The sequence below is a fragment of the Bacillus sp. FSL M8-0256 genome, from assembly GCF_038005765.1.
Classification (GTDB): Bacteria; Bacillota; Bacilli; order Bacillales; family Bacillaceae; genus Bacillus; species Bacillus safensis.
Window position 1 is genome coordinate 1,308,684 of the sequence record NZ_JBBOTU010000001.1, and the last position, 19,796, is coordinate 1,328,479.

At 38.9% G+C, this 19,796-nt stretch carries 24 protein-coding genes; 12 read left to right on the forward strand and 12 right to left on the reverse strand.

Annotation, left to right across the window (positions count from 1 at the left end; translation table 11 throughout):
- The first annotated feature begins 10 nt into the window (after window positions 1–10).
- From NSQ76_RS06540 to NSQ76_RS06550, 3 genes are all read left to right on the forward strand, one after another.
- A complete protein-coding gene (locus tag NSQ76_RS06540) occupies window positions 11–430 on the forward strand; it encodes a GNAT family N-acetyltransferase (protein ID WP_024424975.1) in 420 nt (139 codons plus the stop codon).
- Window positions 431–559: 129 nt separating this feature from the next.
- Window positions 560–1,693 (forward strand): response regulator aspartate phosphatase, encoded by a 1,134-nt coding sequence (locus tag NSQ76_RS06545; protein ID WP_341053096.1) that lies wholly within the window; start codon window positions 560–562, stop codon window positions 1,691–1,693.
- Window positions 1,683–1,820 (forward strand): aspartate phosphatase, encoded by a 138-nt coding sequence (locus NSQ76_RS06550; RefSeq protein ID WP_095408252.1) that lies wholly within the window; start codon window positions 1,683–1,685, stop codon window positions 1,818–1,820. Before NSQ76_RS06545 ends, NSQ76_RS06550 begins: the two co-directional genes overlap by 11 nt.
- 37 nt (window positions 1,821–1,857) lie before the next feature.
- Here the strand turns inward: NSQ76_RS06550 and NSQ76_RS06555 are convergent, their stop codons facing one another.
- Entirely contained in the window at window positions 1,858–2,205 is a 348-nt protein-coding gene (locus tag NSQ76_RS06555; protein WP_134817552.1) for a YunG family protein, read from the reverse strand.
- Window positions 2,206–2,347: 142 nt separating this feature from the next.
- Between NSQ76_RS06555 and NSQ76_RS06560 the strand changes: the two genes are divergently transcribed.
- A complete protein-coding gene (locus tag NSQ76_RS06560) occupies window positions 2,348–2,959 on the forward strand; it encodes a hypothetical protein (RefSeq protein WP_024424973.1) in 612 nt (203 codons plus the stop codon).
- A gap of 171 nt (window positions 2,960–3,130) precedes the next feature.
- Window positions 3,131–4,312 (forward strand): alanine racemase, encoded by a 1,182-nt coding sequence (gene alr / locus NSQ76_RS06565; RefSeq protein ID WP_024424972.1) that lies wholly within the window; start codon window positions 3,131–3,133, stop codon window positions 4,310–4,312.
- Window positions 4,313–4,381: 69 nt separating this feature from the next.
- Here the strand turns inward: alr and NSQ76_RS06570 are convergent, their stop codons facing one another.
- On the reverse strand, window positions 4,382–5,494 hold the full coding sequence (locus tag NSQ76_RS06570; RefSeq protein ID WP_341053099.1) for an NAD(P)-dependent alcohol dehydrogenase: 1,113 nt from the start codon (window positions 5,492–5,494) through the stop codon (window positions 4,382–4,384).
- A 209-nt stretch (window positions 5,495–5,703) separates the two neighbouring features.
- On the opposite strand from NSQ76_RS06570, the gene NSQ76_RS06575 reads away from it, so the two are divergent.
- From NSQ76_RS06575 to hag (NSQ76_RS06590), 4 genes are all read left to right on the forward strand, one after another.
- The gene (locus tag NSQ76_RS06575; protein ID WP_024424970.1) at window positions 5,704–6,324 is read left to right on the forward strand and encodes a TetR/AcrR family transcriptional regulator; all 621 of its coding nucleotides are present in this window, start codon (window positions 5,704–5,706) and stop codon (window positions 6,322–6,324) included.
- Window positions 6,325–6,704: 380 nt separating this feature from the next.
- A complete protein-coding gene (locus NSQ76_RS06580) occupies window positions 6,705–8,234 on the forward strand; it encodes a Kelch repeat-containing protein (RefSeq protein ID WP_341053101.1) in 1,530 nt (509 codons plus the stop codon).
- A 231-nt stretch (window positions 8,235–8,465) separates the two neighbouring features.
- Entirely contained in the window at window positions 8,466–9,401 is a 936-nt protein-coding gene (gene hag / locus NSQ76_RS06585) for a flagellin Hag (protein ID WP_024424968.1), read from the forward strand.
- Window positions 9,402–9,688: 287 nt separating this feature from the next.
- On the forward strand, window positions 9,689–10,510 hold the full coding sequence (hag, locus tag NSQ76_RS06590) for a flagellin Hag (protein WP_024424967.1): 822 nt from the start codon (window positions 9,689–9,691) through the stop codon (window positions 10,508–10,510).
- Window positions 10,511–10,545: 35 nt separating this feature from the next.
- On the opposite strand, the gene NSQ76_RS06595 is transcribed toward hag (NSQ76_RS06590), so the two are convergent.
- Both NSQ76_RS06595 and NSQ76_RS06600 read right to left on the reverse strand, forming a co-directional pair.
- Entirely contained in the window at window positions 10,546–10,740 is a 195-nt protein-coding gene (locus NSQ76_RS06595) for a hypothetical protein (RefSeq protein ID WP_341053104.1), read from the reverse strand.
- Window positions 10,725–12,017, reverse strand: a complete 1,293-nt coding sequence (locus NSQ76_RS06600; RefSeq protein WP_341053106.1) for an FAD-dependent oxidoreductase — start codon at window positions 12,015–12,017, stop codon at window positions 10,725–10,727. The genes NSQ76_RS06595 and NSQ76_RS06600 overlap by 16 nt, the downstream gene beginning before the upstream one ends.
- A gap of 216 nt (window positions 12,018–12,233) precedes the next feature.
- On the opposite strand from NSQ76_RS06600, the gene NSQ76_RS06605 reads away from it, so the two are divergent.
- Window positions 12,234–13,058, forward strand: coding sequence for a methyl-accepting chemotaxis protein (locus NSQ76_RS06605; protein ID WP_268421404.1), 825 nt, complete (start codon window positions 12,234–12,236; stop codon window positions 13,056–13,058).
- 36 nt (window positions 13,059–13,094) lie between these two features.
- Here the strand turns inward: NSQ76_RS06605 and NSQ76_RS06610 are convergent, their stop codons facing one another.
- Window positions 13,095–13,466 (reverse strand): DUF5412 domain-containing protein, encoded by a 372-nt coding sequence (locus NSQ76_RS06610; protein WP_024426772.1) that lies wholly within the window; start codon window positions 13,464–13,466, stop codon window positions 13,095–13,097.
- Window positions 13,467–13,708: 242 nt separating this feature from the next.
- Here NSQ76_RS06610 and NSQ76_RS06615 point away from each other — a divergent pair, with 242 nt between their 5' ends.
- The gene (locus NSQ76_RS06615; protein ID WP_125586353.1) at window positions 13,709–14,332 is read left to right on the forward strand and encodes a poly-gamma-glutamate hydrolase family protein; all 624 of its coding nucleotides are present in this window, start codon (window positions 13,709–13,711) and stop codon (window positions 14,330–14,332) included.
- A gap of 26 nt (window positions 14,333–14,358) precedes the next feature.
- On the opposite strand, the gene NSQ76_RS06620 is transcribed toward NSQ76_RS06615, so the two are convergent.
- Entirely contained in the window at window positions 14,359–14,907 is a 549-nt protein-coding gene (locus NSQ76_RS06620) for an ImmA/IrrE family metallo-endopeptidase (RefSeq protein WP_024424963.1), read from the reverse strand.
- 310 nt (window positions 14,908–15,217) lie between these two features.
- On the opposite strand from NSQ76_RS06620, the gene NSQ76_RS06625 reads away from it, so the two are divergent.
- On the forward strand, window positions 15,218–16,117 hold the full coding sequence (locus NSQ76_RS06625; RefSeq protein WP_024424962.1) for an N-acetylmuramoyl-L-alanine amidase: 900 nt from the start codon (window positions 15,218–15,220) through the stop codon (window positions 16,115–16,117).
- Here NSQ76_RS06625 and NSQ76_RS06630 read toward each other — a convergent pair.
- From NSQ76_RS06630 to NSQ76_RS06655, 6 genes are all read right to left on the reverse strand, one after another.
- Complete coding sequence (locus tag NSQ76_RS06630; RefSeq protein WP_120207232.1) at window positions 16,106–16,237, reverse strand: type II toxin-antitoxin system SpoIISB family antitoxin; 132 nt, start codon at window positions 16,235–16,237, stop codon at window positions 16,106–16,108. The two genes, NSQ76_RS06625 and NSQ76_RS06630, sit on opposite strands and share 12 nt — an antisense overlap.
- A gap of 98 nt (window positions 16,238–16,335) precedes the next feature.
- A complete protein-coding gene (locus NSQ76_RS06635) occupies window positions 16,336–16,506 on the reverse strand; it encodes a type II toxin-antitoxin system SpoIISB family antitoxin (protein ID WP_024424961.1) in 171 nt (56 codons plus the stop codon).
- A complete protein-coding gene (locus NSQ76_RS06640) occupies window positions 16,481–17,251 on the reverse strand; it encodes a type II toxin-antitoxin system SpoIISA family toxin (RefSeq protein WP_024424960.1) in 771 nt (256 codons plus the stop codon). The genes NSQ76_RS06635 and NSQ76_RS06640 overlap by 26 nt, the downstream gene beginning before the upstream one ends.
- Window positions 17,252–17,396: 145 nt before the next feature.
- Complete coding sequence (locus NSQ76_RS06645) at window positions 17,397–18,395, reverse strand: inorganic phosphate transporter (protein ID WP_017359158.1); 999 nt, start codon at window positions 18,393–18,395, stop codon at window positions 17,397–17,399.
- A gap of 15 nt (window positions 18,396–18,410) precedes the next feature.
- Entirely contained in the window at window positions 18,411–19,028 is a 618-nt protein-coding gene (locus tag NSQ76_RS06650; protein ID WP_024426775.1) for a DUF47 domain-containing protein, read from the reverse strand.
- Between the two features lie 206 nt (window positions 19,029–19,234).
- Window positions 19,235–19,693 (reverse strand): ASCH domain-containing protein, encoded by a 459-nt coding sequence (locus NSQ76_RS06655; RefSeq protein WP_208946608.1) that lies wholly within the window; start codon window positions 19,691–19,693, stop codon window positions 19,235–19,237.
- Window positions 19,694–19,796: the final 103 nt, after the last annotated feature.

Here is a 19,796-nt window from a genome sequence, read left to right on the forward strand (position 1 = left end):
GGGAATTCTATTGCTCATTCGAGAAGCAAAAACGATCGATTATCCACAATTAAGGCAAATTTATTTAGAATCACGGCGCCAGAGCTTTCACTGGCTCAATCCAGAAGAACTCAATCTGCAAGATTTTGATCAAGATACGCAGGAAGAGCAAATTTTCTTAGCTGAGGAGAACAATAAAATCCTTGGATTCATTTCTCTATATGTACCAGATCGTTTTATTCATCTCTTGTTTGTACATCCTGAAGCTGCTGGTCAAGGGGCTGGCGATCTGCTGCTCAAACAAGCGATAAAAGTTTTGGGAACACCGGTCACCCTCAAATGTGTCTCCGAAAATCACAAAGCTTTATCTTTTTATCAAAAAAGAGGCTGGAAGGCTGTTGTAGAAGAAGGAGAACCTGGGGCGGAATACTGGGTGCTTATTTATGAATAGAAGTCTTTTTATCTTATCATTCACAGGGCCCTTTATAGGGCTTTTTTGCGGTTTCTTTTCGGTGTCGAATGGTTCATAAAATGATAATATATGTCATTATAGGGAAAATAGAGGAAGGGGTAGGGGCTGATGGAGAAAGTGCTTTCTTCTCACGTCGGTTTGAAAATCAATGAATGGTATTATCATATTCAAAGATTTAACGTACCGGACGCCGAAGCATATAAAGAGGAAATCAAATCAATGCTTGATCATATGGAAGAAAATCAAGATTTATTATTGTATTTCTCACTCATGGAGTTCAGACATAAATTAATGCTTGATTACTTGAATCCTTTAGAAAATGGGAAAGAGCGGGCTAACTTCAAGGAGCTCGCAATGAAGATCAAAAGGGACCAAGAGAAATTAACAGGATTACTCGAGTATTACTTCAATTTTTTCTACGGCATGTATGAATTTGAAAACTATGAATACCTAAATGCGATTACCTTCTATAAACGGGCAGAAAAAAAGCTGTCTCTTGTCAGTGACGATATTGAACGGGCCGAGTTCAATTACAAGATGGCTGAAATCTATTACCACATGAAACAAACCCACATGTCTATGCACCATATCGCACAGGCGATACAATGTTATCGAGAAAAAGATACATACACTGTAAGAGAAATACAATGTTCTTTTGTGATCGGATTAAACTATATAGATATGGGCTGCCCCGAAAAAGCAATACCCCATTTTCAACACGCACTAGAAAAAGCCGCCGACAATTCAACAAAACGATTAAAAGGATCAGCACTCTATAATTTAGGGTTGAGTTATTTTCATAATAAAGAAATAGCACAAGCAATTATTCATTTTAATGACTCAATTCGAGCATTTAGAGAACAGGGATACGAACATTTAAATAGAATCTTAGACCCGCTCATTATGTTGTCAAAAGCCTATTTCAAAAAGAAAGAACAGGATTTAGGTATATATGCTTTAAATAACGGCATAGAACTATCTGAAAAGCTGAAAGATCATGTGCTGTTATTGATATTCAAATTTTTAAGGGCACTATACGTTGACAACAACTTTGAACAATTGGAAAAGATAATGGAATTGCTAGAAATAAAGTCAATGTATCCTGATCTTGAAGATTTAGCCAAAGATGCTGCAAAATATTATAATGAGATGGGAGATAAAGACAATGCGATGCATTTCTATGAAAAGATTCTTTATTTCCAAACTCAAGTGAAACGGGGGGACTGTCAGTATGAAATTTAAAACGTTATCAGTCGTATTCGTGATGATCAGTGTCATCAGTATTGTTGGTTATTTTACATCTGAAGTGACAGCAAGTCATGATGAAGCTAGGAGAGGTCATACTGCAAGTATCGGTTATACAGCTTAAATAAAAAGCCCCTTAAGGGCTTTTTATTAAGTTTATCTCATGCATTTAAATGATCTAGGATTGCTTGCTTTAAATATCGATATTGATCATCATTCGTATCTTCAAATGCTTCTTCTCGATTAGAAGGTACATCCATATAAACGATTTCATCAGAGAATTGTGAAGAAGTAAAGTCGATTCTTGTTCCATTCACTACGTTGTAAAAGTGCCATCCATTGGGTAATGCAGTTTTGTTTATTTTTCCGCCTAAAAGATCATGTACGACTAAAGAAGTGACGCCACATTGTCCGTTTGCCGGGTTGTCTTTACTCCATTTTGAGCTAGATTGAGAAGACCATGCTTTAAAAAGAGCATCAATGATTTCGTCTGTCGTGTAGAGGTTCATCATAAAAATCCTTTCTATTTAAAAAGTGAAATGAATGTAGTATCTGTTTAGTCTATAGTAGATTTTTTTCAATCAAAATCCAGATGCTATACTATGGCTAAACCAATATAACAATGAAGATTCATGACAGGAGGAGCTTGGTGTGGTATTCATCATAGGTATTGTAATCGCTTATATTGTTGCTATTTTAGGCTTTACTGTTTTCGTAGATGTAGGGAATGGGTTGGGGACGGCTCTTAGCATCATCGGGGGAATGGTTATTTTATTCATAGCTGGTAGACTACAAAGACAAAAAGAAAAGAATGATCCAAACATATTATTAGATAAAATGATGATGCTTTTTCAAGAAGACGGTTTTCAGGCATCAACATACATCTTTTCACAAAATGTTGATAAAGGCTTTGCGATTGATGATGAGCGAAAAGTAATGCGCTTTATTACACACCAACCTGGCGGCTCATCTCGAAAATTCAGGTTTGAAGTCACTGAGCTTTCCTTGAAAGAGTTGAAACAAGTTGACATGTTAGAAGATGGTGTACCGATTGAACAATCTACTGAGAGTGATAATAATGAAGAGATCTCGACACTTGAATTAAGATTAACTATGAATGATCAGGAATCATCAACGATCACGATCACCTTCCTGCAATTTGATGTGCCAGTTCGTAAGAGCGACGCCGAATATTCGACTGAACGACAAAATCTGGAAGAGATTTATCGTGAAATTGATTCAATGATGAAATCTGCGGTTTAATAAATGACTGTTCATAAAGAAGAAATCACAGTTTGAGGTGGTTTCTTTTTTATGTCCATCAAGACAAAAGCTGGTTCAATCATTGCGGTTGAATGTTTTTCTCAAAAATGAATAAAGATAGACTAGACACGAAAACGAACATTGATATCGAAATGACTGGAGGAAACATACATGCAAAAGCTTTGCAGGGAAGTCTGGATCGAGGTCAATCTTGACGCGATTAAAAGAAATATCGAAGCCATTCAAGCGCATATTCCAAGGAAAAGCAAGATCATGGCTGTCGTAAAGGCGAATGCTTATGGACACGGTTCAGTTGAAGTAGCGCGGCAGGCACTAGAAAGCGGTGCGACAGAGCTTGCGGTTGCCAGCTTGGAAGAAGGCATTGTATTGCGGAGAGCAAAAATTGAAGCACCGATTCTGGTCCTTGGATTTACCCCTCTCGACTGTGTGAAAAGGGCTGCAGCCTGGAGAATTGACCTCTCCGGCCTTCGAGAAGACTGGATTGTTCAAGCAAATGAGATCTTAGCGGAAGAAGAAAGTCAGCATCGCCTTGGGATTCATGTCAATGTTGACACAGGGATGGGACGATTAGGTGTACGGACAAAGGAAGAGCTGTTAGAGGTGGTGGAGGCGCTTGAAAAGAGTGAAAACCTGAGGTGGGATGGAATATTTACACATTTCTCCACTGCGGATGAGCCTGACCCTGATTTCACACTGCTGCAGCACAGCATTTTTATTGATTTTCTTCGTTTCTTAAAAAAACAAGACATTACTTTGCCCACGGTACATATGAACAATACAGCGGCTGCCATCGCATTTCCTGAATTTAGCGCAGATATGATACGGCTAGGCATCGGACTATATGGACTGTACCCATCGCAATACATTGAGAGTTTAGATGCTGTTAAGCTAGAGCCCGCTCTCAGTTTAAAAGCAAGGATTGCATTCGTGAAGGAAATGGTGACAAAGCCAAGGACCGTCAGCTATGGGGCAACCTATGTAGCAAAACCTGATGAAGTGATAGCAACCATACCAATCGGTTATGCAGATGGGTACTCACGAGCATTATCCAATCGAGGATTTATGCTTTTCCGTGGAAAACGAATGCCGATTGCTGGCCGCGTCACCATGGATATGACCATGATCAGTTTAGGAGAAATGAAAGCAAAGCAAGGCGAAGAAGTCGTCATATATGGTCGTCAAAAGGGCGGAGAAATTTCTGTCGATGAAATCGCCGAAATGCTCAATACGATCAACTACGAAGTCATCGCCACCTTAAGCCGCCGCGTCCCAAGATTTTACCGTCGAGGCGGGAAGATTATTAAAATATCGACACCGGTGATGTATGTGTGATCTCAATTTAAGCAGACTGCAAAATTCGATTAGCCCCCTTTACATGGCAAGGGGGCTAACTTTCACGACTTAAGCACGATACTCTTTATCTAAAATAAGAATTGGTTTAATCGTAGATCCATTTTTAGAATCTTCAAAGGCTTGTTCAATATCTTCTAATTCGTAGAATTTTGCTAGTTTCTCAACTGGGAATCGTCCATTTTTAAAGAACTTCACTAGTTTAGGAATAAGTAGTTGTGGAACGGCATCCCCTTCTATCACACCTTTTAATGTGAGAGCATTGATCATTAGGTCATTTGTTACATTAAATGTTAAATCGCGCTTTCCTACTGCTACTGTTGCACAAGTCCCTTTGACACGCAGGCAATGAAGGGCAGCTAGAGTGACTTCTGGTACACCAGTTGTTTCAAATGAGTAATGTGCACCTTTGCCTTCTGTTATCTCCTTAATTTTTTCAGCTGGATTCTCATGCTTACTGTTGATGATATGTGTTGCACCTAATTCTTTTGCTAACTCAAGGCGGCTATCATGAATATCAACGGCAATAATCGGATCACAGCCAGCGATTTTAGCTGCCATTAACCCACTTAAACCAACAGCACCTGTACCGAACACTACAAAGCTTGTACCTGGTGCTGGAGCAAGTGAATTTAAGACAGTACCGCTCCCGGTCATTAAGCCGCATCCGAATGGGCCTAAATAACGCAAATCGGTTTCTTTGTCTACTTTCACCACATTTTTCTCATCAACGGTGGCATATGTACCAAATGACGATTGACCAAAAAATTGCGATACATCTTGGTGATCATGTGTATGAAGTGGCGTTTCATTATGCTTATTACGACCAGAGAAATTCAAAGGCATCATGTTCTCACATCCACCTGCGTTCCCATCTAAACAATTATGACAATGACCACAATAAGAGAAACCTAGTACAACGTGGTCTCCTTCTTGAACGGTTGTGACATTAGAACCTGCTTTGACTACAATGCCAGAGCCTTCATGTCCTAATACAGCAGGACGTGGGACAGGAAGCGTTCCATCTAATACTGTCGCATCAGTATGACAGACGCCAGATGCAACAATTTTGACAAGCACTTCATCTGCTTTTGGGTCATCTAGTAATAACGTTTGTTTCTCGAAATCTTTTTCATTTGTTGTGACCATCGCTTGAATTTCCATATCATGTGCCCTCACTTTGTATAGTATAATATTTAATAAAGTTAGATCAAATGTCACAAAAAATTCATTTCTTTATGACTAATTTGATTGTAGGACGAAAGATTTTTCGTTTCAATCAGCAAAAAAACTTCTTTGTATAGGTTTTCAACACACAGGAATTTATGTATCTCTAATCAACATTTTTTAAAAAGTGTCTAAAGGAGGGGCCAATGATCAAAAAAGAGGATCGCCGTGTTGAGCGAACAAAAGAAACACTTCGGCAAACATTCAAAATACTAGTAAAAGAAAAAGGATATTCGCACGTAAAAGTAAAGGATATTGTGGAAAATGCAAACTATAATCGGACGACGTTTTATGTGCATTATGAAAGTAAAGATGAACTAGCAGCAGATTTTATTTATCGGGAAATGGAAGATTTCGAATATGAATTTTGTAAGCCGACTCGTGAAAATCCCCTGTTAGACTTAACTCGCATGAAACCAGAGGGCACCTATGTATTTCAATATATCGTCGAAAATCGCGACTATTATGATTTATTAGTTATGGAAGATCGCATCCCGCAAATACAAGAACAATTGCTTAAGAAAATACAATACATCTTCCAAAATAGAATGTCGTTTGTGAGTGATCAGTATGCAGAAATCAACGACAGTTATTTTATCCAATATCGTTCATACGGCATCTTTGGTTTTATCATTGAATGGATTAGAAATGACTACAATGCGTCCCCCTCTGAAATGGCACGCCGCATTATCAATTTATTATATAATCAATCCTCGCTCATGATTGAGCTGAATGGCGATGAACCGATTATTAAACGTGATGCTTAGAACATATCTTCACCACACAATATATTTTAATGATTGAATGAATGACTTATTGATTTATTGAATGAGAATGAAGCCTTTAAAGTTCCATTGAAGAAGATGTAAAATTATATTTTTTGCATTTGAGGTACTCATGTGCTTTATCAAATTAAGAATTTAAGCTTTTTGTTCAAAAAAGATAAAGTAAGCCGGAGAGGTCTTCATTTGCGTTCATTGAAAGATATGTTCAGAGAGAAAAATACAGATAAATTTGATATATGTAGAAAGATATTAATAGAAATGTGTGCATCCTGAATTTATGATGGGACACAATTGTAAAATTTAAATGTTATTACAAATATGTCGATAAAAGGAGGGATATTTAAATATGGAGGAAAGAAACGATGAAAAAAGGTTTATTCTTAGTGCTTTTGACCATTTTTATGATGGTCACAATTCATCCGTTAAAAGCTCATGCTGCTGAAACAAATGGGTGGACGAAGCGAGCGGACTTACCGGAAGAGCGTATCGGAGCAAGTGTAGGAGTAGTTGAGGGGAAAATATATGTATTCGGTGGGGCAAGTCAGCAGTCTAAATTCAACAATTCGACATATATGTATGATCCTAAAACTGATTTGTGGTCAGAAAAAGCAAGTATGCCTAGATTAAGAACAGGAGCTGCCTACGCAACAGTAGGTAAAAAAATCTATGTTATTGGCGGTCTTACTGATACAACTAAAACAGTTCACAAAACCATCGATGTTTATGATACGGAACTAGATCAATGGACAGAAGAACCGATTCAGATGCCTGAGAAATTTATATATACATCCTATATAAATGGTTCCTTAAGAGCAGTTACAGTTGGAGAAAAAATTTATATAGTGGCATCTTTATCAAGCTCTCAAGTAAATTTTTACTCCTATGATACGGTAAGTGGAGAGTGGGAAAGCTTAGATAATTCTCAATTAACTTCTCGTCAAGGGAGAAGTATTGCAGAGATAAATGGAAAGTTATACATTGCTGGTGGTGAGGTTAATGTTAGCCGAACGAATGATAAAAATATTTTAGAATATGATATGACGCTAGAGAAGTGGCAACGCTTAAAGGATATTCAATTAAATTCTTTTGCTTATGAAGCTGCATATGCGACATACAATCATAAATTATTTATGATTGGTGGTCAGAGAATTGGAGATAGATCGAGTAAATTATTAAAACAAGTCCAGATATTTGATCCAAAAACTAGTCAAGTCCAAGATTCTTTATATGAAATCCCTGAAGGAAGAGTTGGATCTATGGCAGCTATTGCTGATGATCAATTATATGTTATTGGTGGAAGAGATTATGCTGAATCAATTGGTAGTTATTCTGTCAAAAACAATTTTAAATCTGTTATCTCTATTCCATTAAAAAATCTGCAAAAAGTGTCAAAGGATCAGGATGAAACAAAACCAGATGATGGCACAAGCGAAGAACCGAAAGATCAAGACGGAACAAAACCAGATGATGGCACAAGCGAAGAACCGAAAGATCAAGACGGAACAAAACCAGGTGATGGCACAACCGAAGAACCAAAAGATCAGGATGGGACAAAGCCAGGTGATGGCACAAGCGAAGAACCGAAAGATCAGGACGGGACAAAGCCAGGTGATGGGTCAACTGAAGAACCAAAGGATCAAGACGGAACAAAACCTGGTGAAGAAGCAGCAAAAGGCATACTTTCAATTACGATGATAAACGGGCTGCAAAAGGATTATTTGCTTTCAATGAAAGAAATCAACGATTTTCTTAACTGGTATAAAGAAAGAAGCTTTGGAATTGGTATGAACTTCTATGAAATCAATGATGAACACAATAAAGGTCCTTTCACAAGTAAGAAGGATTATGTGGTGTACCAAAATATCTTAATGTTTGATATCAAGCAATACTGAAATTCATAAATGTTAAAGCTGCTGATAAGAGATCAGCAGCTTTTTATTTTGATAAAATTGTTAAAATTAGGATTAACGTCATGAAAAAATAAGATATTTTTTTAAAAATCTGCTAAACATCCTATAAACACATCCGATAATAGAATTGTCAGGGTTGATAAGCCCTAGAATAAAGGACTTTTTTCAGACAAGGACGTCTGTCAGGTCCCACATACATGGAGGTAATAGGAAATGAGAATTAACCACAATATCGCAGCACTTAACACATTAAACCGTTTGTCTGCAAACAACGGTGCGAGCCAAAAGAACATGGAGAAACTTTCTTCTGGTCTTAAAATCAACCGTGCAGGAGATGACGCAGCAGGTCTAGCAATCTCTGAAAAAATGCGTGGACAAATCCGCGGATTAGAAATGGCTTCTAAAAACGCACAAGACGGTATCTCTCTTATCCAAACAGCTGAAGGTGCATTGACTGAAACTCACTCAATCCTTCAACGTGTTCGTGAACTAGTTGTTCAAGCTGGAAACACAGGTACACAGGATAAAACTACTGATCTTCAATCTATTCAAGATGAGATTAAAGCTCTACAAGAAGAAGTAGATGGTATCTCAAATCGTACAGAGTTTAACGGTAAGAAATTGTTAGATGGTACATTTAAAGCTCCTGCTGATCCTGCAGCACCAGCTGCTGGTGAGCAATCTTTAGTTTTCCAAATCGGTGCTAATGCAACTCAACAAATTTCAGTGAACATCGAAAAAATGAGCACTGATGCACTAGGAGTTAAAGATCCAGCTGATACAACTGGAAGAACAATCTTAGCTAATCAATCTGTAAAAGATATTGATGTAACTAAATTTGCTGATAATGCAGCAGATGCAACAGATGTTGGTTTTGATACTCAATTGAAAATCGTTGATGCTGCTATCAACCAAGTATCTGCTCAACGTGGTAAACTTGGTGCAGTACAAAACCGTCTAGAGCACACAATCAACAACCTTAGTGCTTCTTCTGAAAACTTAACAGCTGCTGAGTCTCGTATCCGTGACGTTGATATGGCTAAAGAAATGAGTGAGTTCACTAAGAACAACATTCTTTCTCAAGCGTCTCAAGCTATGCTTGCACAAGCGAACCAACAGCCACAAAACGTACTTCAATTACTACGTTAATGACAGGCCCCTATATGGGGCTTTTTTTTATGCTTCTTTTCTTCACATTTTCTTCAGTCTTATGATTCTTAAATCCCTCTGTTAAATCATGATAAATGACCTTTAATTTTGGCATACTCTAGCGAAACGATCATAGTGAATGAGACTTTATCCTTATTTATTCCTTTTTTGTTAAACATATTCCAGTTAAGTTCGATAAATGGATTGTAAGGCTTACAAAAAAATTCTAATTTAGAACTTTTGGATAAGGACGTCCAATTGGTTCAAACACATGGAGGTTATTTAACATGAGAATTAACCACAATATCGCAGCACTTAACACACTGAACCGTTTGTCTGCAAACAATGGAGCAGGGCAAAAGAACATGGAAAAGCTTTCTTCTGGTCTTCGAATCAACCGTGCAGGAGATGACGCAGCAGGTCTTGCCATCTCTGAAAAAATGCGTGGACAAATCCGCGGATTAGAAATGGCGTCTAAAAACGCACAAGATGGTATTTCTCTTATTCAAACAGCTGAGGGTGCATTAACTGAAACACATGCGATTCTTCAACGTATGCGTGAATTGACAGTTCAAGCGGGTAACGTGGGTACTCAACAAACAGAAGATTTAACAGCTATTCAAGAAGAACTCGATGCTTTGGTTGAGGAAATTGATGGTATTTCTCAGCGTACAGCATTTAACGGAAAGCAACTGTTGGATGGTACTGTTGAGGATGGATTCCAATTTCAAATTGGAGCGAACATTGAGCAAAATATCAATGTAAAGATTGGTAAAATGGACGCTGAAACACTGACTGTCAAAGATATTAAAGTAAATGAAGAAGGCTTTAACTTTGACACTGAAGTAGCAAAAATCGACGTAGCAATCGGCGCTGTATCTAAACAGCGTTCAGCTCTTGGTGCAGTCCAAAACCGTCTAGAGCACACAATCAATAACCTTGGTGCTTCTGCTGAAAACTTAACAGCTGCTGAGTCTCGTATTCGTGACGTTGACATGGCGAAAGAAATGAGTGAGTTCACAAAGAACAACATTCTTTCTCAAGCATCTCAAGCAATGTTAGCGCAAGCAAACCAGCAGCCGCAAAACGTACTTCAATTATTACGTTAATGAAAAAGCCCCCTTTAAAGGGGCTTTTTTTTGTTTCAATCGAATGACAGCAAGTGCTCTAGACGAAAATCAGGAACCGCTTCATGGAAAAAAGCTCGGTTGCCTTCATCGTTCTTTTGATCCCATTGCTTCCACCATTCAGCGGTTTCTCCTGAGGTGTCAGCTTGAATCATGTCGTTCAGCTGTTCTAAGTTGATGATTTCTCTCGGTTCTGTTAAGAAAGAATGCATCCGGTGATACGCTTCAAGTCGTTTGGGCTGTTTTGTGACAATGGCGTATGTACGTAGCGATTTAAAAATTCCTGTACGAACGTCAAATGGGGGATGGGTGTTTCCCCTTTTAACTCGACACCGTCCCACGCCATATCAGCAATTGCACAAAGCCACCAGCCAAGTTCACTCGCTTGCTGCATTTGTTGTAATGTGTCCTTTTCAAAAGACAGCCGCTCATTTTTTTGTGCTTGTTTGAGCATACGGTGAAGTGTTTGAGCTTCGAGGGCTGCCTTTGTCATGCCCTGTCCATGAATGGGATCTAACGTACACAAGGCATCGCCCATCACCAATAATCCACTTGGCCAATCCTGCATGTGTTCATAGTGATGTCTCACGCAAGAAGGAACTCTAAATCCTTTTGGTTTTGTAAAGGGCGTTAAATGGGTGATGGCTTCTGCTATCGCGGGATGGGGCAGTCCAGCGGTTTCTGAATCAAATTGATCTGCATCCGTTGTTGGATAATGTGAACCGCCAGCTGCAGAAAGAAGAACAGCCACTAAATCATGATCTACCCGTTCAAACAGCCCTGTTGGAATTTGCTTGTCTGGCTGGCCAACTACGACCATTGATTGCAGGGGTGGGGCCCCTGATGGTATTTGGTAATATCTTGTGCTGTAGCCTAGAAACACACTTAACTTATCAGTCTGTGGCAAGGTTAATCCAGCGTCTTTCAACCATTTTGGCAATTTGGACATTCTTCCAGACGTATCGATCACTAAGTCTGCTTTCATTTCATGAATGCTGCCAGGTTTTACTTGCCGGTCCTTCACGATAAGCCCCATGACTTGATTGGTTCCCTCTTTAAACTGAAGGGAGATGGCTTCATGTTTTTCTAAAAACTGCACACGTTCCTCTGTTACCATTCTTTGCATCAGCACCCACTCTAGCATTGCGCGTCTTGTGACGGCGGTTTCTTCTGTATCAGTGAGCGTTAACTCGCCATCTTTTGTGATAAATCGAGAGGTTTGATGCATGGTATTAAATCCGCTCATTACCAGTAACTCTTTTGTATAACCAGGAAATAGACGTTCAACGATTTGCTTGCCAAGTGGCAGCATTCTATGTGGATGAAAGGCTTGAGGAGTGCCGAGACGATTCTCAGGAGAGTCTGGCAGTTCATCCTTTTCAATAATCAAAACTTGATGATAAAACGTTGATAAAACTTTTGCAGCGAGCATCCCGGTGATACCTCCGCCAATGACGATTGCCCGCTCATATTTCATGGGTTGTGTCACAACATGCGCCTCCAATGAATATACAAAATGGTTACATGACCATTTCATCATATGTTGATTCATTAATTATAGCAAATATACGTTTGAATATAGAAAGGAAAGTACTTCTTTTTACTCGTAAATATGAAGAATTTCTTCTAATCATCATGATTATTTTAAAAAGTAACTATTAATTTAAGAAGAACGACCGATAAACTATATAAGGGGGTAGAGAAATTGGATATACTACAGAGTATTGTGACAGCAGCACCTTATATGATGCAGATTTTAAAAAACGAAGTGACGATGGGTGTCATTGATCGAGAGAAATTCTTGCTGTATTTGCCATCGAAAGATGTGGATTTTCAAATTCGTGCTGGAGAACCCATTAAACCAGATGATTTAAATATGAAAAAAGCGCTCAGAGGTGAAACATCAAGTACGTTTGTACCTGAATCGGTCTATGGAATACCGTTAAATGCAATGGGTCTGCCAATTTTTGATGAAAATCAACAGGTTATCGGCGCACTCGCTTTAGGTTTTCCACTTAAAAATCAATTAGAGCTTGAAGCGTATATGGAGTCATTAAATGACATCATTCAAAGTATTCAAGAAAAGGTGCATGTGGTGGCGGCGCATTCGGAGGAGCTTTCTGCGACAAGTGAGGAAATGACCTTACAAACGCAGCAAACACTTGAAAGCTCGAAAAAAACATCTGATATTACAAAAATGATTAAGGGCATTTCGAAACAAACGAGTTTGCTGGGATTGAATGCGTCAATCGAAGCAGCCAGGGCAGGAAAAGAGGGGGCTGGATTTAGTGTTGTAGCCAGTGAGGTTCAAAAGCTTTCAAGTGAAACTTCACGTGCAACAGAAAATATTGAAAGTTCACTGCAAGGAATTTCCTCTAATATACATACATTACTTGAGAGTATGGACCATATGAAAGGTTCATCATCAGAGCAGGCTTTACTTGTGACAGAGTTTAGTGAAATTGTGGAACGACTGACGAGCGTAAGTAAAGAAATGAAAGAATTCATGCAGCATGTGATGTCAACGTAAAAAACGAATCCAAGAGGGATTCGTTTTTTTGATACGCTATTTTCTTTTGTTTCGGTCAAAGCGATAATCGTATGTTTCTCCTTTTACCACATTTAAAAATTCATGTCCAATTTGAACAAGCTGTCCATTTTTCCATTTGATGAGAGGGTCTTTATCAGGGTATTTCCAGTAAATCGTTTTCTTTCGGTGGGTGAGTTTGTTTTCAATCTCTGCTCTAACTGCGTTCTCCTTTAGTTTCCCTCCGCTATGTCGATAGGTGTTGATGATATATGTTCCGTCAGGTGATGTCATCGAGCGGATAAAGGTTCCGTGAGATACGCCTTGAAGAGAAAAACATTTCCAGTAAATGATGCCAGCAAAGCTAAGGATTAAGATGACAAAAGTGATGGTGGTTTTCTTTTTTAACATGAATTCCTCCAGATGTAGATCACAATATTTCTAATTTATGAGAGAGAATGTAAAAAGATTCATATAGTCCAAAAGTTCTATTCATTTCAATTATCGGTCATTTTTTCTCAAAATTCAACAGATAGCCGAAAAGATAAGGAAAATTTAAGGATGTATTAAGTCGATAGGTCATGCGAAATCCCTTTACAAAAGAATTTAAGATCAGTAGACTTATGCTCATATAGAGAAATGGGGAAGATGGAATGACGCAAATCATTGATACATATCAAAGTTATGAAGAGCTTTCCGCTCATGAAAGAGAGGGAATCGACTATCAAATTCTTCACGAGCGGAAAGGAGACCAGCTTTTGGTTTTGTCCCCTCATGCTGGGGGAATTGAATCTGGCGTGAGTGAGCTCATTCATGAAATCGCAAGTGATGATTCTATGTATTTATTTGAAGGCCTTAAAGTAAAAGGCAATCATGTGCTTCATATTACAAGCACACGTTTCAATGAGCCGGTCTGCCTTTCTCTAGTGAATGCCCATCATTACACGTTTGCGCTCCATGGCTACGGGGAAACGGAGGTGCTTCAAACATTAGTGGGCGGGACAGACAGAGAAAAAGCGGCAGAAACAGTGAAACGTTTAACGCTTAATGGATTTCCCGCAGTGCTGCTATCTGAATCTGATCGCTATTCTGGAACACATCCTCACAATATTAATAATCAATGTCTGACCGGAAAAAGTGTACAACTTGAAATCAGTCAGGCGCAAAGAAGAGCATTCTTTCAAGACTTCAGACGGCGCTATCGCCGTGAAACGCAAAATGAGCAATTTTATCGGTACACAAATGTACTCAAGCAAGTATTAAATCTTTATGGATAAACCCTGTCGCCCTATGCAGAAGAGGCTTACGTTTGATAAACAGCTTCTTTTTCCGCGACCTTCTCGGCTTTCATTAAATAAGATGTAAACTCTTGTTGGAAGCGAATGCCTGCTTTCCGCTGTTCGAACAAGGCGAGCCGCTTTTCAGCGAAAGCCCAGGTGACGTGAAATGTTTGCGCAATGTGCAAAATGGCTTGCTGCCGAAGGTTTGGAAGCTTCATTTGCATCAGCATAAAGGTCGGCACACAAAAGTGATACATGAATTGTTTAGCCTGAAACTCTTGCAGTTCTCGAAAGAGTTTGTGCATCTTGAAATGATTGCCTGCATGCTTCAGCACATGACAAAGCTCGTGGGCAAAATCCTGCCATTGTTCCTCTGACGATAGAGATCTGTTTAATATAATACTGTAAAGACCTTGATGTTTGATCATCATGCTGCCAGTATCCTCATAGTGGACCCATACATGAAATTCAGAAGCGATCCTTTGCATGTCTCTATAAGCAGGACCGCTTATTTGTAATTTGGCATATAACCGCTTAATCTCTTCTTCTAAATGGGTTAAAAAACCAGTCATTTAAAAACCTCCAAGCAAACGTATGTTCTGTTTTTGGCGTAAAAGAAAAGTCCATATAGGACTAAATAGCTAATGAAGCTATTACTTATTTTTAATATCGGCTTATTTTTAACAATTTTAACATAAAATCAAGGAAAAATGGAATTAATTCCTGTTTTTTTCTTCATTTTTGCGTTTTCCATTACTAAAAAGAGTGGATTGAATTCAAATTTTACCATAGTCTTATCACTAAAACAAACACAAGTTGTCTTACGAACGCCACCAATTGATGAGAAAGATCAATTCAATTTAGCAAAAGGGAGTGCAGAACATGGTAGAAATTTATCAAGATTTTATTCCAGTTGGAAACGGGAACCGCCCAGGATACGCCATGACACCGATGTATGTGACGGTGCATAACACAGCAAACACGTCAAAGGGAGCGGATGCAAAAAGTCATGCGGCATATGTGAAACGCCCAACGACAGCGGAAAGCTGGCACTTTACAGTGGATGATCATGAAATCTTTCAGCATCTGCCGTTAAATGAAAATGGCTGGCATGCAGGGGACGGAAATGGAAATGGGAACAGAAAGTCGATCGGGATTGAAATTTGTGAAAATGAAGATGGGAATTTCCAGCAAGCGGTCAAACATGCGCAATGGCTCATTCAAAAGCTGCTGAAAGAGCATAATATTCCACTAGCGAATGTGGTCACACATCAGCACTGGTCTGGAAAAGCATGTCCGCGTCTGCTTCTCGCTACATGGGATGAATTTAAAAAAGGAATTGAAACGGCAGGAGACCCTGAAACGGTCATCACGTATGTCGTCAAAAGCGGGGATACGTTAACGAGTATTGCTAAAGCTCATGACGTCACAGTTCAAGATCTTCAGAAGTGGAATAACATTAGCGACCCGAACAAGATTCAAATTGGACAGGTTCTCAAAATTTATCGAAATGATGGAAAAATGATGTATGAGCTGCCAGATGGGATTTTAAAGGTGACTTCGCCTCTAACGAAGGGAGAGCACGTACGCCTCGTCCAAAAAGCGCTTGCTGCTGTTTATTTTTACCCTGATAAATCGGCTGCAGATAAAGGCATCGATGGTGTTTACGGAGAAAAAACGGCGAATGCCGTAGCGCGCTTTCAGCTGGTGAACGGTCTGACAAGTGATGGGGTATACGGTCCTAAAACGAAGGAGAAGCTGCTTAAACTGTTAAATCAGTGAGTGTTTCTGTTTGTATGATTGGATGGCTGTTTCACTCTTTTCAATTAAACGCTTAGTATATGGGGACGGCTGATATTCAGCAAACTGAACATATCTCAGTTGTTTGATTTTCTTTTTCATTTTGGCACCTCAATCGTTGCAGCGTATAGTGTATTGTATGCAAGTCTATGTGAAAATGGAAGCAGGACGCGGATTTCGTTCCGCGTCCTTTAGTGTAATCAAGCCTTTTTATTTTTATACTCATCCAGAAGCTGTTCATTCTTTTTAAAAATTCGCTCAGTATGGGGGCTTACCTTATAATCGGCCATACTGATATGGCGTTTTTTCTTTAAAATCTTAAAAGGGTTTTTCTTAGGATTGTTGTTATCCCCTTGAAGTGCGTGGTCCATCTTCATCACCTTCCTCTTCGTCAGGCAAGATTAGGTCATAAATTGTTGTAAGTGATGTCATTAATAAATAGTCGAACTCCGTGACAATCTCATCGGAGGTGAGCTTAATGACAAAATGAGCATCTGCTACAGAAAATGGGATGAGCACCAAATGACCGAAATCATCGTAATATACTTCCTGCCTGTCAAGCTTCGCCTGAATAAGAGCCCGCTGGTCAAGTGTCCGAAGCAGGTCGTCTTTTTGTTCCTGCATATCGTATGGACAAAGCACCGCTTGAATATTCATCTTGTCGGCAAAAGAATAAATCAGCCGCTCAATTCCCTCTATATATGCCTCTACACTTCCATAATATACATGGATCGGTTCATTTTTCAATAGGTATTGGTACGTTTTTAGTTTATTGAGGTAAGAATGAAGCAGATCGTTATTTTGTTCAAGGAGTTGATGGGTGTCGGTTTCCAGCTCATGATTTCCGAGTTTCTTAATATAGGAGCTAAGAAAGATGAAAGCATCGGTTAATGCGAAAAATACGGCAATGATCAAGTAGTGCATCCAATCGGTGAAGATAGAAGAAGGGTCATTTGTCCAGTACACAACAGCACCCGCTACATAAATCCAATACCACGTTTTACGAATGGCAAACATCTTTTCTTTTACTTTTTGTTCAAAGCGCCAAACTGCAAATACATACACTGCAAGAGCACCTAGCAATAACCATACAGTCAATTGAAAAAATAATAGCATGTTCTTCTCTCCCATAGACAGATGAATACTTGTTTATTTCTATGGATATGATTGGAAACCCTGCTTCATGAAAAAATGTCCTGCAGGAAAAGGGTTTTAAGTGTGCGGGCAAATAAAAAAAGACCTGTTAGACAGGTCTTTGATATTAGAGAATCGCATTTAACACAAAGTATATAAGAGCTCCTAGAGTTCCTGAAATCGGTAATGTAATCACCCAAGTGACAAGCATACGTTTTGCCGTACCCCAGTTAACCCCTTTGACTCTGTGTGCAGAACCTACACCTAGAATAGAAGACGAGATAACGTGAGTCGTACTAACAGGTAAGTGAATAAACGTCGCACCGAAGATAATAGCTGCACCCGTTAAGTCGGCAGATACTCCGTTTACTGGACGAATTTTCATAATTTTACCGCCGACTGTTTTGATAATCTTCCAGCCGCCGATAGAAGTACCGAGTCCCATTGCAAGCGCACAAGAGAATTGTACCCAGAAAGGAATGTCGTCTGTTGTATGCAAATTACCTGCAATTAAAGCCATCGTAATAATTCCCATCGCTTTTTGCGCATCGTTTGTCCCATGGGTATACGATTGCAGTGCAGCCGTTAAAATTTGAACACGTCGGAATTGTTTATTTGTTTTTGCGAGATTGTTGTTTCTAAATATAATTTTGATAATGGTATACACGATATATCCCAATACGAAAGCTAGGATAGGTGAAAGCAAAAGTGCTTGAATGATTTTAATGAATCCCGAATAGTTTAAAGCGCCAAAACCGGCAGAGGCAATAACCGCTCCTGCAATTGATCCGATTAATGCATGAGAAGAACTACTCGGAATCCCGTAATACCAAGTAAGCAAGTTCCATGTGATGGCCGCAATTAAAGCAGCCAAGATCACAACAGAGCCGTTTTGAAGTGTAAATGGATCTGCGATATCTTTTGTAATGGATTTTGCCACACCTGTAAATGTCATTGCTCCTAAGAAGTTCATGAACGCTGCCATGATGATCGCATGTCTAGGCTTTAATGCCTTCGTTGAAACTGAAGTCGCAATGGCATTTGCTGTATCGTGGAACCCGTTAATGAAATCAAAAGCAAGTGCACAAATGACAATAAGTATGGTAAGGATGAGTAATGTGTCCATGTTTAACTAACCCCGTTACGCATTCTTCATAATGATTGTTTCTAGATTGTTGGCAACACTTTGACAGGAATCAGCGATTTCTTCAAGTGTTTCGTAAATTTCTTTGTATTGAATCACTTTAATTGGATCTGTTTCTTTTCCAAACAAGTTCTTTAATGATTTACGATGAAGATTGTCACAATTATGTTCAATCTCTTTGATCTTGATTGCGTGCGGATGAATATCTTTCAAGCGATTTTCAGCTAGTAGATCAATTGTGATTAAAATTTCTTTTGCACACTCTCTGATGTAGTGGCTGAATTTGTCGATATGTTCGTCAGAGCTTGTAATTGAGTAAATTTCTAATGTTGCGGAAAAATGCTCAATTCCATCTAAAACATCATCGAGGCTATTCGTCAATTGAAGAATGTCTTCACGTTCAATCGGTGTAATAAAGGCTTTGTTCAGCTCTTTAATCATGGTATGAACATGATTATCACCTTTTGTCTCATATTCCTTCAATGTGTCAGAAAATTCTTTCAGAGTGGTTTGATTTGTTACTTTATAGCTAACAAAATACTCAGCAGTTTCATCTAAATTTTTAGCAATTTCCGTTAACAAGACGGAAAACTTGTCTTTTTTCCTTTTTAACATGTAAAAACCCTCCATTGTATAAATGAGACAATGCACACATCAAATAATTATATATTCTTTTGTCGAAAAAAAACAGGTGTAGTCGAAAATTTCTTCACTTTTTCTATTTGATCTTATTCTGACCTAAAGATGTGATCTCAACACACCTTTTTCTAAAAGGGGAAAAGCAACGAAAAAAGCGGGCCATATTTGGCGCCGCTTAAAGGCTAAGAAGCTGAATGAATCAGCTTAAACCGTTCACAAACAAGAAGCATATCCTCTTTGAATTCTAAACTGTATGATTGGAGTGCTTCTGTGAAAAATTCTTTATGTTCTCTGTACCAATAGTCATAAGATAAGTCGCCTTCACCCTCTGCTTGTGCAAATGATACGGGGACTTCATTCATTGGCATAACATCAACATGTGTAATTTCAATGATGGCTTTTGGCTCTTCTTGGCTGTCCAAAATGACCGCATATTGTCCGGGTTGTGGAAGCGGCTCCTGTTCCTTTTCATAAAAAAGGTGTCCAGAACAAGTGGCTGTTTTTTTTCCTTGCTTTACAAGATCAAGCAAATGATCAGGATCTGAGCCGAATGCCCACGCCGAAACAAACGCGTCAGCAGGTGCTTTTTCTGATTTCTCTTTCCAATAGTCTTCCCAAAATAATCTGCATTTGTTGTTCAATGTTTTTCCCCCTCTTTGTTGTGTTTATTATACCTTGAAGCTGAATCGTTGGAAATGGTGTGTCTTTATTCCTAATGAGTGAGTGCGTCATATGTTTTGAAAA